Raw genomic sequence first — 17,542 nt, forward strand, 5'->3', positions numbered from 1 at the left:
GGGTCTCGATCTTGGCTCGGGCGTACTTCGCGTTGCAAGCCGCCGGCGGTGCAGTCTGGTGGGTGGGCGTGTTCACCATGCCTTTCGTCCGGGAGGCGACGCTGGGCGGCCTCGACCCCGTTCCAGTGGCGGCCCTCGACGTTCCGCTCTTCGTGGTCGCCTCCGCCGCCGCCGCGGTGATACCCAGTCGAGGATCCCGGTGGGCGGCCAGCATCGCGACGACGTGGACGCTCGTCGTGACCGTCCTGCTGTTCGCCTACGCCACCGTCACCACTCACGCGGGCGGGGGAGTCGTCCTCATGATCGCGGCATCCACCGGGTCGGTGGGCGCGTGGTTCCTGCTCGTTCTCGGGCGGATCCCCACGACGTGGATTCTGATCGGACCGTTCGCCTTTCGTCCGGCACGCACACGTCGTACACCCTGGGCGCACATTGCAGCGACGGCGGCTCAGATCGTCGTGTTCTGGGGCGTCTGCCTCGTCGTACTGCCCCTCGTCATCTCGGCGCTCGAACAGCGATGGCGCTTGGCGGTCCCCACGCCGGAGGGCACGGTCGCGGCCGGCGTGGTCGTCGTGGTGGCCGCCAGTGCGCTCGGACTCTGGTCTGCCGCGTCGTTGACGACGCGCGGGGACGGCACGCCCCTGCCCTCGGCGATGCCGAACCGTCTGGTGATCGTCGGGCCGTACCGGATCATCCGCAATCCGATGGCCGTCGCCGGTATCGCCCAGGGCGTCGGCGTCGGGCTGATGCTGTCGTCGTGGATGGTCGTCGCCTACGCCCTCGCCGGCTCTCTCGTGTGGAACTACGCGATCCGCCCGCATGAAGAAGCCTCCCTCGCCGCGACCTTCGGCGACGAGTACGCCCGCTACCGGCACGCGGTGCGGTGCTGGGTTCCTCGGCTGAGGGCACCGCGCTGAGCAGATCGCGCGGGCACGTCATACCGGGCCCCGCTTTCTCGCCGGACGACGGATGCCGGTAGGCTCGTCGTCGCTGGGGGCGGTGGCCAAGCTGGTCAAGGCAGCGGGCTCATAACCCGACGAGCGTGGGTTCAAGTCCCACCCGCCCCACAAGAACCGCGTAAATACGCGGAGAACCCGTGTACAGAAGGTGTATGTATCGGCATGTGGTCCGGAAATGGGGCCACTTTTGGATGCCTGACGAAAAGGGGTCCGAGTAGCACGGAGAAGTACGGGTTGACGCTGAGGCTCACTGAAACGTACCGAGACCTACCGACCGGTACAGGTCAAAGCGGGTCAGCTGGAGGCGCAGCGGGGCTCTCCGAGCTCATAGCGACGCACCTCAGATCCCCGTAGATCGCTATGGAGCAAGCTTCCGCTTCGCTCCCGTGATGGAACCTGCTCGTGCTCCTTCAAGGCCGCGCCGAGGCGCGGATCAACGAGGCAAGAGCATGATTGTGGGGAACAGGGGCGCACTCCTATCAAAGGTTTGTGGATGCTCATCTGGCGCATTGGTCGTTTTCGAAGCAACGTCCACGGGTGCGCTTATGTCCCGCGACCAGCTAGACCGCTAGCCTCGGTGTCGACGGATTCGCCGACTTGAAGGCTTCTGAATGACTGATGCTGGACGCCCGCCCCGCCCTGTGTTCCCCACCGCTGCGCGAGCAGAAGAGCCGACAGCGTCGCCTGAAACCCTATTTGGCGAGCTTCCTCGTCGGCGCGATGGAGTCGGAGCCCTGTGGTCGCATCAGGTCGATCAGATGCGCGAGTACCACCAAGCCCATCTAGAAGATCCCGATGTCGCTCTCGAGTTGCCGACCGGATCGGGGAAGACGCTGGTAGGTCTTCTCATTGCGGAATGGCGGCGTAGGAAGTACCAACACCGGGTTGTTTATGCCTGCCCTACAAAGCAGTTGGCGTTGCAAGTCGCTGAGGCGGCCGAGCGTCAAGGGATCAAGGCGCACGCGCTCATCGACTCGCATCGCAATTGGGAGGCTCGGGAGCTCTCCGCGTATACGCGCGCGCAGGCTCTTGCGGTGACCACCTACTCCCACGTCTTCAACTCTCACTCGCAGTTCGCTGGCGCGAAGACTCTGCTCTTCGACGACGCCCACGCCGCAGAGGGTTACGTCGCTGAGGCTTGGTCTCTTGAGGTAGGCAACGGATCGAGTGTTTACAATGACCTCTTTGATGCAATTGGGGACGCCGTCGACCCGCACCTCGCTGCACGAATGACTGGCGACGGGCCAGATACAGTCACGACCAGCGAGGTTCGTCTGTTGCCGCAAGGCGCGGTGAGTGCGCGGATCCCTGAGATCCTCGCAGTGCTCGACGCCGGATTGACTAATGGATCCGACGCTTGGTGGCGGTTCCGAATGATCCGCGAGCACCTGGCATCTTGCCTTTTCTACGTTGCACGGAGCGGCTGGTATATCCGCCCAATGATCCCCCCGACTTTCGAGCACGTGCCCTTCACGGGCCCTGGGCAGCGGATCTACCTCTCAGCTACGCTCGGCGAGGCCGGCGAGCTTGAACGTGCCTTTGGTCGCGGTGCGATCTCGCGTATCGCTTCTCCCGAGGCTTGGGAACGAACCGGCAGCGGGCGACGGTTCTTCGTTTTTCCCGATCTTGCAGAGTTCGACTCAGCCGAGGACGCCACCGTTGTCCCGCCGCCAGCAAGTTCGGACGAACTGGACGGTGTCGACGTTGTCGAAGAGCCATCAGCTCTGCAACGTATCGCCGCGCTTGCCGAGAAGCATCTCATCCTCACTCAGGCATTGTCCGCGGCGAAACAGATTGCCAAACTCATCGGGACCCCGAAGTCTGAGCTAATCGTTGCCTCAGACACCACCGTCCAAACCTTCAAGGACGCTGAGCGAGGGACTCTGCTCGCGCCGAATCGCTACGACGGCATGGACCTTGCCGACAAGAGCTGCCGTTTCATGGTGCTTGCAGACGTACCGGCGGCGTCACATCTGCAAGACAAGTTCCTTAGCGGGAAGCTGAGGGCGGGGGAGGTGCTAGCAGAGCGAATCCGCACACGAATTGTTCAAGGCGCTGGACGATGCACGCGAGGCCCACAGGATTGGGCGGTCGTTGCGATCCACGGTCAAGAGTTGCTGAGGTATCTGTCCGACCCCGACAACGTTACGTCGATGCCGGTTGAGCTTCAAGCAGAGATCGAGTTCGGTCTCGCTGCCAGCGCCACCAACTTCAGCAACCTCGTTGCCCTCACCCGCAGTGCGCTGGCGCAGGACGAGGACTGGCGCACGTACGGTGAGCGAGCGATAGCGGACAATCGAGCTCATGCTGAGCGCATCCCGCAACCGCTGTCGGCCCACTTGGCTGCTAGCGCAGTGCGAGAGGTGTCCGCTTGGCAGAAGGCGTGGCAGGGCGAATGGGAAGCAGCAGGTCGAGCCGCCGTCGCGGTTCTTGAGGGGCTCAGTGACAGCGGGGCTCGTTCCTACCGCGCTCTCTGGGCCTACCTCGCGAGCGCGTGGTTCGGGCTGTCGGCCGACGCCGGCAATGCCTTGGCACGCGCGCGCGCGGCTGAGTTGCTGAAGACAGCGCACGGCGCCGCCACCGGCGCGGTGTGGCTGCGCGAGATCCAACCGCTTCCGCCCGAAGACGTGGTTGCCGAGCCCTGGGATGAGGACGCCATCCAGCGAGTGCTTGCTCTAATCAGCGGACCGTTGCGTTCGAGCAGCGCCTTTTCGTCGCGCTCGCAAGCGATGCTCCATCAACTCGCACAGACCGAGGCCAGTCAGTACGAACTCGGCCTCGTCGAGCTGGGGCGCTTCCTGGGCGCGGACTCGTTCAAGCCGTCCGGCAAGGGGAAGACCGACGCTGCCTGGATCTGGGATGAGCTGTGGATGACCGTAGAGGCGAAGAGCGAGCAAACCACCGACAAATTGAGCATGGAGTACGTCCGCAAGGCGAACACTCAACTCGATTCGCTCGCCGCGGACAAGGACGCCGATGAATTTCCCCCGGGTTCGGTTGGCGTCATCGTCGCACCAAGCCAGCTGGTTGAACCGACCGCGGTTCCCATCGCAGCGCCGCACTTGTACCTCTGCACCCCGGACGAACTTCTCGATGTCGCGCACGCAGTTCACCGCGCGCTCGTCGCGATTCGTGCCGGCGTGAACGTGAACGACTCCGGTGCGGGCGCAGCGATCCAGCAGCACCTCTGGGATCACCGCGTTCTGCCAACGCAAGTGAAGGAGCGGCTGACGGGATACCCCATTCGTGGCACCCGCTAGTAGCCGTAGCTTTACGGGACGAACGGTGCGGCTCACTCCAACCGTCCTGCTTCACACGCGAGGCTGATGATCCGTACGGCTGTTTAGCTCGCGTCGGCCTCATCCGGTGCCCGCATCGTCGCGAAGCGAAGCGATGCTTGAAGGACTCGCTGGCGCGGGCGGCCGCTGCGAGACAACCGGTGAAACTGATGCCTCAAGTTCTAACGTTGGGGCGGAAGGGTGAAGGAGGCCAAGGTTGGCAGCACCTGGTCCGCGACGAAGTCGAGCAGCTCATGTCCAACCCCGACAACCTGGTCTCGGAACCCCGCCCCAGGTTCACCGAGCACGACGGTGTAAGACCATAGGCCTGCCATCGCGGCAGGATCGTGCATCTCGGCGGCCGTGGCCAGGAACACTTGGGGCTGCTCAGGTAACAACCGAACCGTGTGTCGACGCTGCTCCTGGGTTGTCGATGCCTCCGGATCAAGCGGCGCTGGAACGAACGCGACCCCGCCGGCCCCGCTGAGAGATGTGACGTGGAGTAGGCGGTGCTTGTCAATGTTATTGAGAATGCTGAGTCTCCAGAGCGGATGTCGTTCGCCCTCCGCGCTGCGATAAGGCTGAAGCGACTCGATGGCCTCTAGGGCCTCCGGCCGTATTCCAGGAAAAACGCCCAGGCTCCTGCTCGGCGCGTCCAACAGTATTGGGAAGGAAGTCGCGCGTGGCGGCTTGTCGACTGGCGTCCCGCCGGCAGCCAGCACTAGCAACCTCGCAACGTGGTCAAGGCAGGAACGAAGGTTGTGCAGGACCTCGCCGAACATGACGGCGATGGACAATGGCGGCGAAGGGACATGCGCGGTCACCGTATAGCTGCGGTGCGTGAGGTTCGGAACCACATCGAAGGTCGGGCTGTTACCCATCATGAATTGAAGGGCGAGCTGATCGATCTCGGCAAGAAGGGCGCCAGCTCTCAGTATCTTCGCCACAACGCCTTCCAGCTGGTCTGGAATCGGGGCGTAAGAGGTCTCGTGAGACTCGTCTTCGTTCGGGTTCACGACTAGCCCCCGCTGGGGTGCCGCGCGGACATGCTGGATCGCGCTGCACGCAGCATCGACTCGTCTTTCCAGTGTTCGAAGTCCGACGTCTCGCGAGCAGCCGTGATCCTGACGAATTCGTCCTCGCGTTCGGCAATCGCCTGAGGATCGAGCGGAGTCCAGGCGAAGGGATCGCTCGACACCGTCCATATAGGCGCCGGCTCCAGCAGATGATCCAGCGTGAGTACCAGCCGTCGATAGGTGTTGTCGGAGTTCTTGAGTTGCAGCGACAACATGGCTTCACCGGCGTCGCGGGCATACTGACAGACGGCTATGGCAGACCACGGCGACTCCAGTTCAAGGCACAGGGTGTCGAGCTTGTCGATCTCCGACGGGACGAGTCCGGCACTCGTCCGTTTCACCTCAACCGGAATGAATTCGGCGGAGCGTGTGAGAAGGAGGACGTCGGCCTCGCCTACAACTCTGCCGTCCCTCAATACCTCGGTTCCCGGATGCATGCCGATGAGCCGGTCACCTTGATAGCCCATGATGATTCCGTACAGATAACGTGCGACGAGCAGATGACCCATCGCGTCCGCCTCGTAAACTCGCCGCAGGCGCTCCGACAGCCGGTACTCGAACTCTAGGCTTGTCCGATTTCCGAATGGTGACCGGATCTCTCGGCCGCACCCGTGGCATCGGATCGGTGGCGAGAAGCTGTCGACGGGGAGCCACTGCTTCGCGCCGCATTCCACGCATGCGACGGAGAAGCCTTTGACGATCAGTTCGGCGCGTTCCGCCCACTGCAGCCACCACTTGGTAGCTGCAGTGCTGTTCCCGAGCGCTTTCTTGAACCGGTGGGACGTGTAGGACGGAAGCTCCTCGACAGCGTCAGCTACGGCGTCTCCGGGGCTCGCCTCTGTGCCGTTACGGCGAAGCCTGTCTCGATACCAAGCGAATCCCTGCCTCGTGGACATTTCCTCCAACAGGTTCAGCAGAGGCGCGTGGCAGAGGTGGCCGAGTTCCAGGAGGCCTCCAACTCCTCGTAATAGAGTGCTCGCGGCCGTACCGGGGACTGATTCTCGAACATCGAGGCCGCGGGTCGATGCGACCGAGCGGGCCAGCACGGAACGCGACGGCCAGGTAACTTGCCTGACGCGATCCGAGCGGCTGAGCGACATCCAGACCGAGCGGACCCCGCCGTGGAAAGACTCGCCACCGGTGTCTACCCGGAAATCGTCAGCCTCCGGAATCGGGCTGTCTGGGACTTCGAGATCAAACTGGAAACGCAGCACATCACTCAGATTGCGCTCTCTTCGCAGTTCTCGCTCAGTGCTTGTGTCGAGCGCTGTGTAACGAGCTGAACCATTCGCCCAAACAATCACTTCGTCACGACTCCAGCCAAAAACTCGGCCGAAGTCCAACACTTCAACCTGGTCGGCGAAGACAACGTTTTCGATCTCGGCACCATCGGGGCTCGCGAGATCCATCAATTGCTCGGTCGGCACCGTCGCGCTAGTCACGAGAATCCTGCGCGAACGGCTCATCCTCAGCCGTCCTACGCCTGGGTCGTCGAGCACCTCTTCAAGGGACTGCGCGTTGAATTCGTGAAGGGGGATGCCTATTGGCAGCGTGTATCGGTCACCATGCGCCGCCCGGAGGTTCCAAAGCAGCGCAACATCCTCGACGGCATCGGGTGCGCATACGACTAGGACATCCGGCCCGTAATGCCGCTTCAAAAAGTTTGCGTCAGGCAAGAGGGGGTCGGTCGCTCCAAGAGCCATCACGTTGGACGCTCCGTACCCAAGAGACAGCATCGAGCTACGTCGTGGGGTAGACACATCGCGAGTGACCTCCCCGGCTCGTGTGCGCAGGTCCGCTAGATTCCCCCGCGCGAGCACGCGGTTGACTTCAACGAAATCGTCAAAGGTCAAGTCTGAGACCCATTTACCCTGCTCAACGAGCCGAGGGTCGATGTCGTGGGGAAGCGCACCCAGGCACGCTGCGTAAATCGCGCGCCACGGATCGTCGGCGCTCAACTCGATTATCTCGAGCGTCGGCTGCTGCGCTTGCTTTCGGTAGGGAAGCAAGCCCAGCGCCAGTTGCCTGCCCCAGAAGGACATCTCGGGCGGAGAGTCGGGGGCCAAGGGGCGGAAGTCCATCCGATTCACTCTGGAGCCCACCACGCGGTCGACGTTGGAACCATGCAGTTTGACGCGGTAGAGGTCCGAGACCTCGCCCTCCCTGCCCACGGGAACAATAGGGTCCGCCGCACCGCCCCAAACTTGGCAGGCACGTTCTACCGCAGTGACGAACGTGTCTATGTCGCGTACCGGTATCACCTCGCGGGCGGGGCGTGCCGAAATTCGCACTTCGCGCGGACCGGAAAGCTTCTCGTCGTCTAGCAGAGGATGCATTAGACGATGTTCACACGGCCTGTTCTGTTTCGGAGCTACTTCGCAACTACGACCTGTGCCGGGTTGATGTTGGCTACCTGCGTGAGACGAAGCTGGGCCCGAATCCGTGCTGCCTTGTTCGACTCGTTCGTCATGCGCGCGCCTATTGCCCCGTCGCCTCTGCGATGTACCCCAAGGGCTGAGTCAGGTTGCCCAGCACGAAAACCGAGTTGGGCCCACCGCCTCACCCCCGGCGTCTCCCAGACGAGGCAAGTAGCAAGCGGCCGTAGTCTTCAGCCATGACGCTCATCGCGGCGGTTGCCTTCGAATCCGGAATTGCCATCGTTTCCGATACAAAGGTCACCTATGCGGAGGACGCTATTCAGAGCGCGAGAGTGTTCGACCTCGCGCTACCCAAGATCGTTCTCCTTCGCGACCAAATCGCCGTTGCGATCTCCGGTGAGCGGCCAATGGAGACCGTTCGTCAACTCGTGCAGCGGCGCGAGGACGACCTGGGCGACATCGTTGACCACCTGAGAGGTGTGAAAGACGCTGGTTTCATCGTCGCCTCAACCGCGGGCCCCTCCCTCTGGACGGTGGGTGACGGGAAAGTCGCCTCCGTTCCGGCGGGCGAACTAGCCCTCGAGGGAAACCCTGACGCATTCGGGGACTTGACCCGGCTCTACAACGACTCCCAAGAGAAGTGGGGCGAGGTGCAAGCCCTGATCGGTGCGATGGATCAACTCGCAGGTCCTCTGGGGCGGCACCCCAGCGTGGGCGGGTACTGCCTAACGGCAGTGGGCGCATCCGAGGGATTCCGGTTCCTCAGCAGGGGGACAACCGTCGCGCCGCGCGCGTTGGAGTCCACCGCGAGCACACCCGGCGAACTAACGAGCACCATGGGTATTACGCTTCCGGCAGGGAACTCCGCTTGGTACCAGTCGGTGCTTCTTGGCGGGCGCGGTAAGACCCCGGGTGCGGTCGGCATCTATGTTCGACAAGCCAAAGCCGGGCGGCTATACGCACACGTGAATCCTCATGAGGGGGAGACAATCTCTGCCTCAGACGTCAGCGAGTTCGCAGCCCTCGCATTGCAGCGCGGTCAGGAGCTGCAAGTCGTGCACGGCCCCCTTCCACTCATGTGACACGCCTCGCGCCGAGCGCCGGACTCGCCGCCAGCCTCACAATCGCGGGGGTGAGTGGATCGGATGTCTGGGGCGCAGCCCATTACACAACGCCCGGCGGCACCTGCAACGCGTACTAGCCACCTGCGCGACAGTCGGCGCGACTGAGCTCCAAGGTGGTGGTGACCGCGTTTAGCGGCGCAGGGCGCAAGGTGACTCGCTTAGGGCAGAGCCGTCACGCGGGGTCGCAGTCAGCTTCAGCCCTTCGATACCGGCGGTGCCTCGCGAACTGCCGACGCCCACACCCAGGCCCTGTATACCTTTCCGGCGACGACGAACCGGACCGCCACTGCCGTCGGGGTCCAGCTTGTCACCTTCGCGTCGACGAGGAGAGGGGTACCCCCGAAGCGAACCCAGGCACTTACGCGTTTCGGCTGGGGGTCTCTCGTCATGGGCTGGGTGTCTAGCTCTAGCTCCTCCCGGCTCAGCGACTGCAGAGGGCCGGCGCTCGCTACAACCCGCTCGATGATGCGAGCGTCCATCAGCTGGTCGTAATGGGCTGCGTACCGACGGTTCGTGCCCATCCGTGCCTCCTCTAGAAGAGACTCAGACTACCGAGTGTCGTACCTTTGTTCTACTCTGCAAACATGCCCGCTATCACCGCACCCACGCTGACTCTATGGATGAGTGACGACATCCCCGCCCGCATGATCTATGGCCAGCGTCGGTGGAGAGTGACGGACACACCGACCCCACTTGCGAGTGACGGGAGTCACCCTCCCCACGCATCTCGCGGATGGCGATTCCAAGCCACCACCGATGACGACAGAATCACCCTTGTTTTCGACGTCTTCCGAGAGCGCGACCACTGGCACGTACATCGCACCTACTCCTGAGGGGCGGTGGGTTCGCAATCGAGACTGTGCATCCGCGGCTCCGTTGTGAACCACGAGGAGTCGAGTGCGGGCCGTATCGGAGTGGGATCACCGCGCATCCCGCAACCTACCGAGTCGGTGAGAACGCGAGCCAGTTTCTGCACAGGTCAACTGTCGTTGCGAGTCGGGCCAATGTCGACGGCCCCGGTTAGGGTGCCCTCATGCCGGAACGGGTCGAATCGTGGTGGGCGCGCCGCCAGTGGTCGAAGGGCCTCGACGTCCCCTACCTAGTTGGCACATACCGTGAAGCGTGGGCCGCGTTCCCGGCCCTCATTCGCCAGTATCACCCGGAGCTCAACGGTGGCATCATGCTGACGCAGATCCCACCGGCGGCTGAGGTGCTCCTGCTCTGGGAATGCGCGAGCGGCGGTCACAGGTTCGCGGCCACTCCAACCGAACAACGAATGCGGCCGGGGCGCGAGCGACGCCGAAGTGCCTGGTGCCCAGAATGCTCGGAAGCGGCTAACCCGACGAAGGCGGTCGCTCTACCGATGCGAGAGACGGTCACCTCGCCCGTCGAGCAGGCAGTCCTGCGACCGCGGCGACCGCGCCCCAAACTGAAGCTGTGCCGGAAGACCCCGGACGTCCCGGTCGGGACCGCGTTCGTCTCCGACTGCGCGCCGAAGCCAGCGTCCGCCGTCGAAGCGCAGATGCGTGCAGACCTGTTCGCGCGGCTCGCGCTAACGCCCGCCCTGAACGCCGTCCGCGTCCAGAGGCCTTTCTTCGAGCACCTCGAGGTGTGGCCGGACTTCGCCCTCGAAGAGCTGCGCATCGCTGTCGAGTACGACTCCACTGGACGCCACGGCCTCGAGCACGTCGGGAAGCGCGAGGAGACCGACCGCCGGAAGGACCGTGCACTCCGCGCCGCCGGGTGGGAAGTCATCCGCATCCGCACCGGCAAGCTCGAACCATTAGGGCCCCGAGACATCCAGCTGAGTGCCTGGAGCGCGAAGGGTCTCGACCGGCTCGTCGACGAAGTTCGGCGCGTGCGTGGGTCATTGCTCGTCGACGCCTATCTGCGTTGAACCCAGGACCGCGGAATGAGCACATAGAGCGCGCGAAGATCAGAGCCCTTCACCGCGCACGCTGTAGAGGGCGAATGCTATGGCGGTCAAGCTGTCAACTCGCGCGTGCCCGCCTTGGGAGAACGGCGCTCCGATGGGCTCGCGCGCCGTGCGGGCATCGACGCGTGCATCGTGGGAAGTTCGATACGTGAGGATCACAAAGAACGTCGATATCCCGAGCGAGCTGCTCAGCGCAGCACGCGAGGGCCGCCTGGTCCTATTTGTCGGTGCTGGCGTCTCGCTGAACGCACCGTCCAACCTCCCCGACTACGAGGGCCTCGCGAGAACCATCGCGGAAGCCCTCGGTGTCGACTTCGACGACTCGGTGGACTCCGACCGCTTCCTAGGCCAGCTTGCAATTGACCATCCGCTTGTGAAGGAACAGGTGCGGGCCGTGACCGGCCACCGCCTATCGAAACCCAACGCCAACCACAAAGCCATTGCCCGTCTGGCGGCCGCAGCGAAGGCACCCGTCGTGTCGACAAACTACGACGGCCACATCGAGGCGGCCGCCGCGGCCGAGGAGCTGACGCTGGGGGACCGGTATACAGCGCCAGCTCTACCGCTCGGGCGCGATTTCCGAGGAATCGTGTACCTCCACGGGTCCGCGTCGCGTCCGGCATCCGAGCTCGTGGTCACCGATGACGACTTCGGGAGGGCGTACCTGACTGAGGGCTGGGCGCGCCGGTTTGTGCAGGATCTCTTCGAGAACCGGACCGTGCTGTTCGTGGGCTACAGCCACAACGATTTGGTCATGACCTACCTCGCTCGCGGGTTGCCGCCGAGTGCTCGAGCCCGTTTCGTTCTCACCCATGAGCCAGAAAGCGGACGCTGGGCCAGCCTTCGAATCACCCCCGTCGCTTATCCAGTAGATGATGGGCACGCGGCGGTGTCCGTCGCGTTGGACGCGTGGGCTGCCTGGATGAATATGGGGCTACTTGACCATCACACGAGGGCGAAGAACATCGCGGCTGGAAGCCCTCCGAAAGTCCCGGAGGACGCGGACTATCTCGAGGATGTCCTTCGGACCTCATCTGGGGCGCGAGGCTTCGCGGATGTCGCCAAGGGGTACGAATGGCTTCGGTGGGCTGAAGGTCAGGACGTCTTCAGAGCACTTTTCCGACCAGGTAGATGCGAGGACGAAGCGTCGCGTGTTCTGGCAGGCTGGTTCGTCGACAACTACGTAGCCGTTAGCGAGCATTCATCGCTCGCGCTAGGAACCGTCGCGCGACTAGGTCCAGTCGTGTCCGAAGAACTGCAATGGGAGCTTTCGCGAGCTGTTCGTGCCCTCAGTGCGCCGGCTCCGGTGGAAGCGCGTCGGTGGACGGCATTACTCACCGCAAGTCTCCGGACTCAAGAGGCAGAGTCGGGATTGGCATGGTTTCACGGCTACGGCAGTCCACTGAAGGGCGTCGATGCTCTTCCGCTACTGCGCCGGGCACTCGTGCCCCGACTCGTGCTCAGGGAGGACCACCCCTGGTTCCCCACGGATGAGGACGATGACCAACCGCTCCGCGTATCCGCGGATATCGAGTGGGCGGTGTCCAAGAACGTGCTTGGGGAGCTTTGGAAACAGGTCGCGGAAGGCCTGGAACAGATCGCTGACGAGGTTCTCCAGATCGCCGAACAAGCCCTTTCTGACGCCTACGGACTGCTCCGAGCATTCGACCCCGACCGCACCTTCGATCCCTGGTCCTTCCACCGGTCCGCCATCGAGCCGCACGAACAGAACAGCTTCGGCGACGAAGAGGGCACGGTCGTCGATACGCTTCGCGACGCCGCCGCGGCCGCCTCGAACGCTGCAAAGCCTCTATGGAAACGGTGGCTCGCCAGCAAGCACGCACTGTTCCGCAGACTGGGTCTTCACCTGGTTATCGAGTCGACAGAGCTCGACGCCGATGAGAAGTGCAATGTCGTCCTCGACGGTTTCATATATGACCCTGACGCCAAACACGAAGTCTTCCGCCTCCTTGCCCTGGCCGGTCCTGAGCTCACTCCGGAAGCAAAGTCCCGACTGCTCTCAGCGGTCGTTGGTGGCCCGCCCCGCGAGGACCCGGTGGAAGGCGTCGACGCTCGTCTCCGCCGACGGGCCATCTTCGACCGTCTTGAATGGCTCCGCCGACACACTCGTCATTGGCAAGACCTGGACGATGCCATTGCGTCCGTTCTCTTGGTTGATCCAAATATGGGAGTCCGTCCCCATCCAGATCTTGACCACTACATGACGTCAGGAACGTGGGGTGGCGTGATGCCCCTCACCGTGGATGAGTTCGTGGCGAAGATACGGGAAGCCGGCGTGAGTGCTGTAGTGCAGGAGCTCGTCAATCTCGACTACACGGAGCGTGACTTCAACCAGCCCACGTGGGATGACTTCTGCCGGCTCTTGCGAGAAACGACGGCCGCTCACCCGGCTATCGGCCTCGACCTACTCCCCGCGGTGAGTCTCACCCCTGTCACTCTCCATCACCAGCTTGTTGCAGCAGTCCTTCAGGGGTGGGGTCAAGGGCCGGTCCCACAGGATCGGGTCGACGATCAGGCTAAAGCCCTTGCGGTGCTATGTACGCGCCCGGAGCTTGCTCGTGCGGTGAGCGAAGCTCTGAAGGGCTTCTCTACGTCACCCACGGAACGAGTGGACGAGCAGTTGCTCGGACGGCTCGATGGGATTGCCGCTCAGGTATGGACGACCAACGCCGCCACATTCGACCCCGGCGGGTGGAGCGATTCGCTCATGCGCGGACTCAACACGTGGCCCGGGATCCTGGCGCAGTACTGGCTGAATCGCATCTCATCAAGATGGCGTTCCGCTCCCGACCGTTGGACAGGTCTCGCGCAGCCCGAGGCCGCCGCTCTCCTTTCGATGCTCGACCCATCGACCTCGGCCGGCGCTACCAGCGCCAGCATCCTGACCGGGAAGCTGTACTTCCTCTTCTCGGCGGACCGCGACTTCACCACCGCCCACGTGCTGCCACTATTCGACCCCGATCAGTCCGACATTGCGCCCGACGCGTGGCACAGTTTTCTGCACGAACCGAGAACGCCACCTGACCTCCTGGATGCAGGGTTCTGGGAGATTCTTCTCCGGTCGTCAGAGGCCGCTGCAACGGGCGAAGACAAAGAAATCGCGTACCGGTTCTGGCGAACGATGGCTTCCATCGCGGTGTATTCCACAGCCAGCGTTGTCGACCGGCCGGCTCTCATCATTGCGCTCGCGGCGCCGGCTAGCTCCGGGCGGCTGCCCATCTTCGCCGACGCACTCGGAACCGTGGTCGACGAACTCGACCAGGACGGTAAACATGAGCTTTGGTCTTCCTGGCTTGAGGCAGCCATCGCCGGAAGACAGGACGCTGCACCCGGGGTTCAGTCCCTCCATGAGAGGACCGCGTGGGGCGATCTCGCTCTCGAACTCGGGACGACCGAAGCGTTGCTCCTCACAGCCGCTGCGCCCGGCCCGATGGGCCAGCACACAAGATTCCATCACCTTGAAGTCACTCAGACGCAAGCGTTCGCGGACCTGCTCGTGAGTGTCGCCACCGACCGGTTGAAGCTCACGACGAACCCCGACTGGCACGTACGTAGCGAGCTCAGCGAACTGCTCGAACGCGTCGAGAAGCGGGTGAGCCCGGCTTTACTCAAGGATCTTGCCGAGCTTGCGGTGAAACGCGGCATCGCCGAAGCTCTGTCGTGGTCACAGATGCGTTCGTAAACAAGCCCCGCGTCGGTCTCGAAATATTCGCGCTGGGTGCTCGCGGGCGTGCATCACGCTACGAGTGGCGAGTTAGACCCGTCCGACTACCTCCCTAGCGAGTTGTGACATTGCTCTTGCCCCCTAGATCTCAACCTGGACCTTGTATCGAGGAACATTTCGCCCGCGATCCATAGGATCGTTCCAAGTTCATTGTGCTGAACGCTCCGCCACGGGCCTTATTGGGGAATAAGTTCGGTCTCCTAGAAATTATTGACCGCCCCCGCCAGCGCACCACCGAAGCTGTCGCCGACGGTTCTAGTACGGGAACGGTGCCGAGCTCTGCGATCCGCTCCGTGTAGACCGTCGCGGTACAGTTCGATCCGTCGGCCAAGCCGACCTCCGCAATGGTGAACGTTTTGACCTGGTTGAGCGCCCTCGAGTGTCACGGTTCGCTGCGCTCTCGCTTAGACAGGATGGCGTAGGGACTCAATGATGTCGTCTGTGTAGTGACGACTGCGGCAGGCAGCAACGAGTAGCAATGTGTCCCTCGATGAGCACCCGGAGGACTTGCGGCGCGTTGGTGTCGTAGATCCGTCAGGCGCGTACTCGAGGCGGGGGACTGGGCGGACGGGACCACCAGCCCGCCGGAACGACTCCGCATCGGCAGGCACCGTAGTCGTGGACGGCACTAGGTGCAGCGTCCTGCTGTCCTCGTAAAGTGCTGCGAACAGATCTCTACGTCCCACCGCCAGACAGAGGTCGAGGAGGACTGTGAGCACGTAGCTCATACGAGACGGTTCCAACGTGGTTGCCTCGAGGGCGCCGGCGAGCAGCCGGCTCGTCACGCTGAGGGGAGCTTCATCCATCGTGCCTAGCCCCAGGCCGTTCAGAGCTGGGTCGCTCCGATCCAGCAGCCAACGCCCGATAGAGCGGAGGTAGGCCGCCGCGGCCTGCGGATCTCGGCGGTGAAGGACGCAGGTGATGGGAATCGGCGAAACAGCGAACTGGTCCGATACGGGGCGAGAGGCTCCAGGGTGACGCGTTGCAAGGTCGAAGACGATGTCCTCGAACCCCGCTTGTTCCGCAGCGTCCGGCGTTACGAGGGCACCCAACGCCAGGAGCTCTGTCGCGCGCACTGCTATCACGGCGTACGACACCGGCGCGGTCGGCCCGGCCACTATGCGGACGAGATCCGCAGGGTCGTTCAACAGCGGGCGGATTGCGTCTCGCAGTAACGAGCAGAGAGACAGGAAAAGCGCCCGCGCGGCCTCCTTCTGGCGCTCAAACGCCTGCCCATCAGTGCTGGTACGCAGACCGCGAAAGAAGTGGAGTGCGACCGCCGCCGCAAGATCGAGGCGGGCGCCCTCGCGAAGTACATGCACGATGACAGCGCATTCTACGGCTGCCGCCCCGGCGAGCCCCGGCGAGCCCCAGCGCCGTGAGTATTGTTCCAGCTGCGGCTCATCAAGGCTTCCGGACCGTGCGTCTGCCAGGATGCGCTGCAACTCCACCTGGTCGCTGAGGGTGAGCATTGCTGCCGCCGGGTCTGAAACGAGCCACCCCGTCAACATCTCCTTGTCCCATACCTCCACCCGCGTAAGCCCTCGGGCAACGGCGCTCTCTGCGTACTCCTGCGCGTCCACGGCCGCGGCGCCCTTCAGCCGTCCCGTCGTGAGGAGGACAGCAACGCGAGGAAGCGTCTTATCGAAGTTGGGATGGGAGCGGGTGTTGTAGCCAGCCTCGTCCAGCTGTGGGCGAACGGCGCGCCATTCTGGCTGTCCGATGTCGCCGGCCTTCGCCTGGATCGCGTACTGCTGCAATACGCCATTGGGATCAGGCCGCTTCGCGATGACGTCCTTCCCGAACTCGTACGAACCGTGGATGAAGTGCACATCGACGAATCCTCGCGTTGCAAGCATCGCGAGCACGACTGGATCGAACTCACGCTCCGAGACGGAATCAAGAAAGACGCCGACGACCCCGTGAAGCACGGCTCTCCTCTCGCTTGGCCTGCATCAACGCGTCCATCTTCGCCGTCTGCTTGGCGGTGGGAGGGGTTGCTTGTAGTTGGGCGTTGAACTCCGGTGAGACAACGAACGACAGGTTGTGTTCCCCCTGGTCGTCGAAGTCCACCTTCATTCCTTCGAGCGACGAGATGAACTGATCCCAGAAGTCTGCGTTACCCAAACGGATGACGTTGCCGCTGGCGTCGGCCGCATCGCTCATAAGACGGATTATCGCGGCTTCCTGCTGTCTGCCTAGGCTGTCGGCGAGCTCGTAGACGAGAACGAGGACAGCGTCGACATCGAACTCCAGCGCTGTATCCAACGAGATGACGGTCTCATGCCCATGAGCGAACTGGCGGTAGTCCGTCGAAATCGGGGCAGCTTTGCCCTCAGCCGCGTCGTCTAGGTTGTCTTCCTCCGTGAGATCCGGCAGTTCATTGACCGTCTCGTGTGGGATCGCCTTTAGGAACGGATGCAGCTCACCCACGAGCACGCGAGTGGTTGCACTCACCCAAGCGTCGCCAGCGCGGACATACTCCTCGGGAATTGCCGGGAATCCGAGAATGGCCGCACGCCGCTGCGCGTCGCTCGGTTCATCGGGTGCTCTAGTGCCCACAGCACGACGGTAGCGCGGGTGCCAGACACCGGCAAAGAAGGATTGGGGTGCCACCCGCGGTCGCGAGCGGATCCCTCGCTGTTCGGGCCGTAGCGTGCGCTCTGGGCGGGAGCGAGAGGGTTCAAGCGGGCTGCGTAACTGAGTAGCTCTAATCGCCGCTCTGCATCCCATCCGACAACGAATGGGGTTGTCGCCCAGGGGTTTCGTCAGACGGCGTGGGGCTCTGCACAGGAAACAGTATGAGGACGACAGGAAAAGGGGAAATCCCCCGTCGTAGGCGAAATGGGGGCCACTCGCCCCAGGCGTCGAACCGGGTCGTGTCAGCTCACCGCCGGCTCGAACTCCTCGAAACCCATTGAGGGCGTTCTCGAAGACGTGCCGTTTAGGTACATGTCCACGTCACCCGGGCGCAAGCCGCAACGGTCGACCAACAGAATCATGCGCCAGCTCTGCGGCTAAGCGCACTCGCCCGCTCGCCGGCCTA

At 63.3% G+C, this 17,542-nt stretch carries 10 protein-coding genes and 1 tRNA gene; 6 read left to right on the forward strand and 5 right to left on the reverse strand.

What is annotated here, in order from left to right; genetic code table 11:
- Positions 1-77: 77 nt before the first annotated feature.
- The 3 genes from IFR11_RS01970 to IFR11_RS01980 all read left to right on the forward strand — a co-directional run bounded on the left by IFR11_RS01970 (position 78) and on the right by IFR11_RS01980 (position 4,219).
- Positions 78-917: a methyltransferase family protein gene (locus IFR11_RS01970; protein ID WP_244630511.1), complete on the forward strand. Its 840-nt coding sequence runs from the start codon at positions 78-80 to the stop codon at positions 915-917.
- A gap of 76 nt (positions 918-993) precedes the next feature.
- Positions 994-1,067: transfer RNA gene (locus IFR11_RS01975), tRNA-Ile, on the forward strand.
- Positions 1,068-1,717: 650 nt separating this feature from the next.
- Complete coding sequence (locus IFR11_RS01980; RefSeq protein ID WP_191915043.1) at positions 1,718-4,219, forward strand: DEAD/DEAH box helicase; 2,502 nt, start codon at positions 1,718-1,720, stop codon at positions 4,217-4,219.
- Positions 4,220-4,419: 200 nt separating this feature from the next.
- On the opposite strand, the gene IFR11_RS01985 is transcribed toward IFR11_RS01980, so the two are convergent.
- Together IFR11_RS01985 and IFR11_RS01990 are read right to left on the reverse strand one after the other, a co-directional pair.
- Positions 4,420-5,253 (reverse strand): hypothetical protein, encoded by an 834-nt coding sequence (locus IFR11_RS01985; protein ID WP_191915044.1) that lies wholly within the window; start codon positions 5,251-5,253, stop codon positions 4,420-4,422.
- A 2-nt stretch (positions 5,254-5,255) separates the two neighbouring features.
- The gene (locus tag IFR11_RS01990; RefSeq protein WP_191915045.1) at positions 5,256-7,649 is read right to left on the reverse strand and encodes a hypothetical protein; all 2,394 of its coding nucleotides are present in this window, start codon (positions 7,647-7,649) and stop codon (positions 5,256-5,258) included.
- 278 nt (positions 7,650-7,927) lie between these two features.
- Between IFR11_RS01990 and IFR11_RS01995 the strand changes: the two genes are divergently transcribed.
- Complete coding sequence (locus IFR11_RS01995; protein ID WP_191915046.1) at positions 7,928-8,773, forward strand: hypothetical protein; 846 nt, start codon at positions 7,928-7,930, stop codon at positions 8,771-8,773.
- Positions 8,774-9,009: 236 nt separating this feature from the next.
- Here IFR11_RS01995 and IFR11_RS02000 read toward each other — a convergent pair whose 3' ends face one another.
- Positions 9,010-9,294 carry a hypothetical protein gene (locus tag IFR11_RS02000; RefSeq protein ID WP_244630512.1) on the reverse strand — a complete coding sequence of 95 codons (285 nt, stop codon included), beginning with the start codon at positions 9,292-9,294 and terminating at the stop codon, positions 9,010-9,012.
- Positions 9,295-9,848: 554 nt separating this feature from the next.
- Between IFR11_RS02000 and IFR11_RS02005 the strand changes: the two genes are divergently transcribed.
- Positions 9,849-10,712, forward strand: a complete 864-nt coding sequence (locus IFR11_RS02005; protein WP_191915048.1) for a zinc-ribbon domain-containing protein — start codon at positions 9,849-9,851, stop codon at positions 10,710-10,712.
- Between the two features lie 187 nt (positions 10,713-10,899).
- Positions 10,900-14,454: an SIR2 family protein gene (locus IFR11_RS02010; protein WP_191915049.1), complete on the forward strand. Its 3,555-nt coding sequence runs from the start codon at positions 10,900-10,902 to the stop codon at positions 14,452-14,454.
- 446 nt (positions 14,455-14,900) lie between these two features.
- Here IFR11_RS02010 and IFR11_RS02015 read toward each other — a convergent pair whose 3' ends face one another.
- Both IFR11_RS02015 and IFR11_RS02020 read right to left on the reverse strand, forming a co-directional pair.
- Positions 14,901-16,427: a restriction endonuclease gene (locus IFR11_RS02015; RefSeq protein ID WP_191915050.1), complete on the reverse strand. Its 1,527-nt coding sequence runs from the start codon at positions 16,425-16,427 to the stop codon at positions 14,901-14,903.
- Positions 16,396-17,058, reverse strand: coding sequence for a hypothetical protein (locus IFR11_RS02020; protein WP_191915051.1), 663 nt, complete (start codon positions 17,056-17,058; stop codon positions 16,396-16,398). The genes IFR11_RS02015 and IFR11_RS02020 overlap by 32 nt, the downstream gene beginning before the upstream one ends.
- Positions 17,059-17,542 lie beyond the last annotated feature (484 nt).

It is taken from the genome of Microbacterium sp. CFBP 8801 (genome assembly GCF_014839455.1).
Lineage (GTDB): Bacteria > Actinomycetota > Actinomycetes > Actinomycetales > Microbacteriaceae > Microbacterium.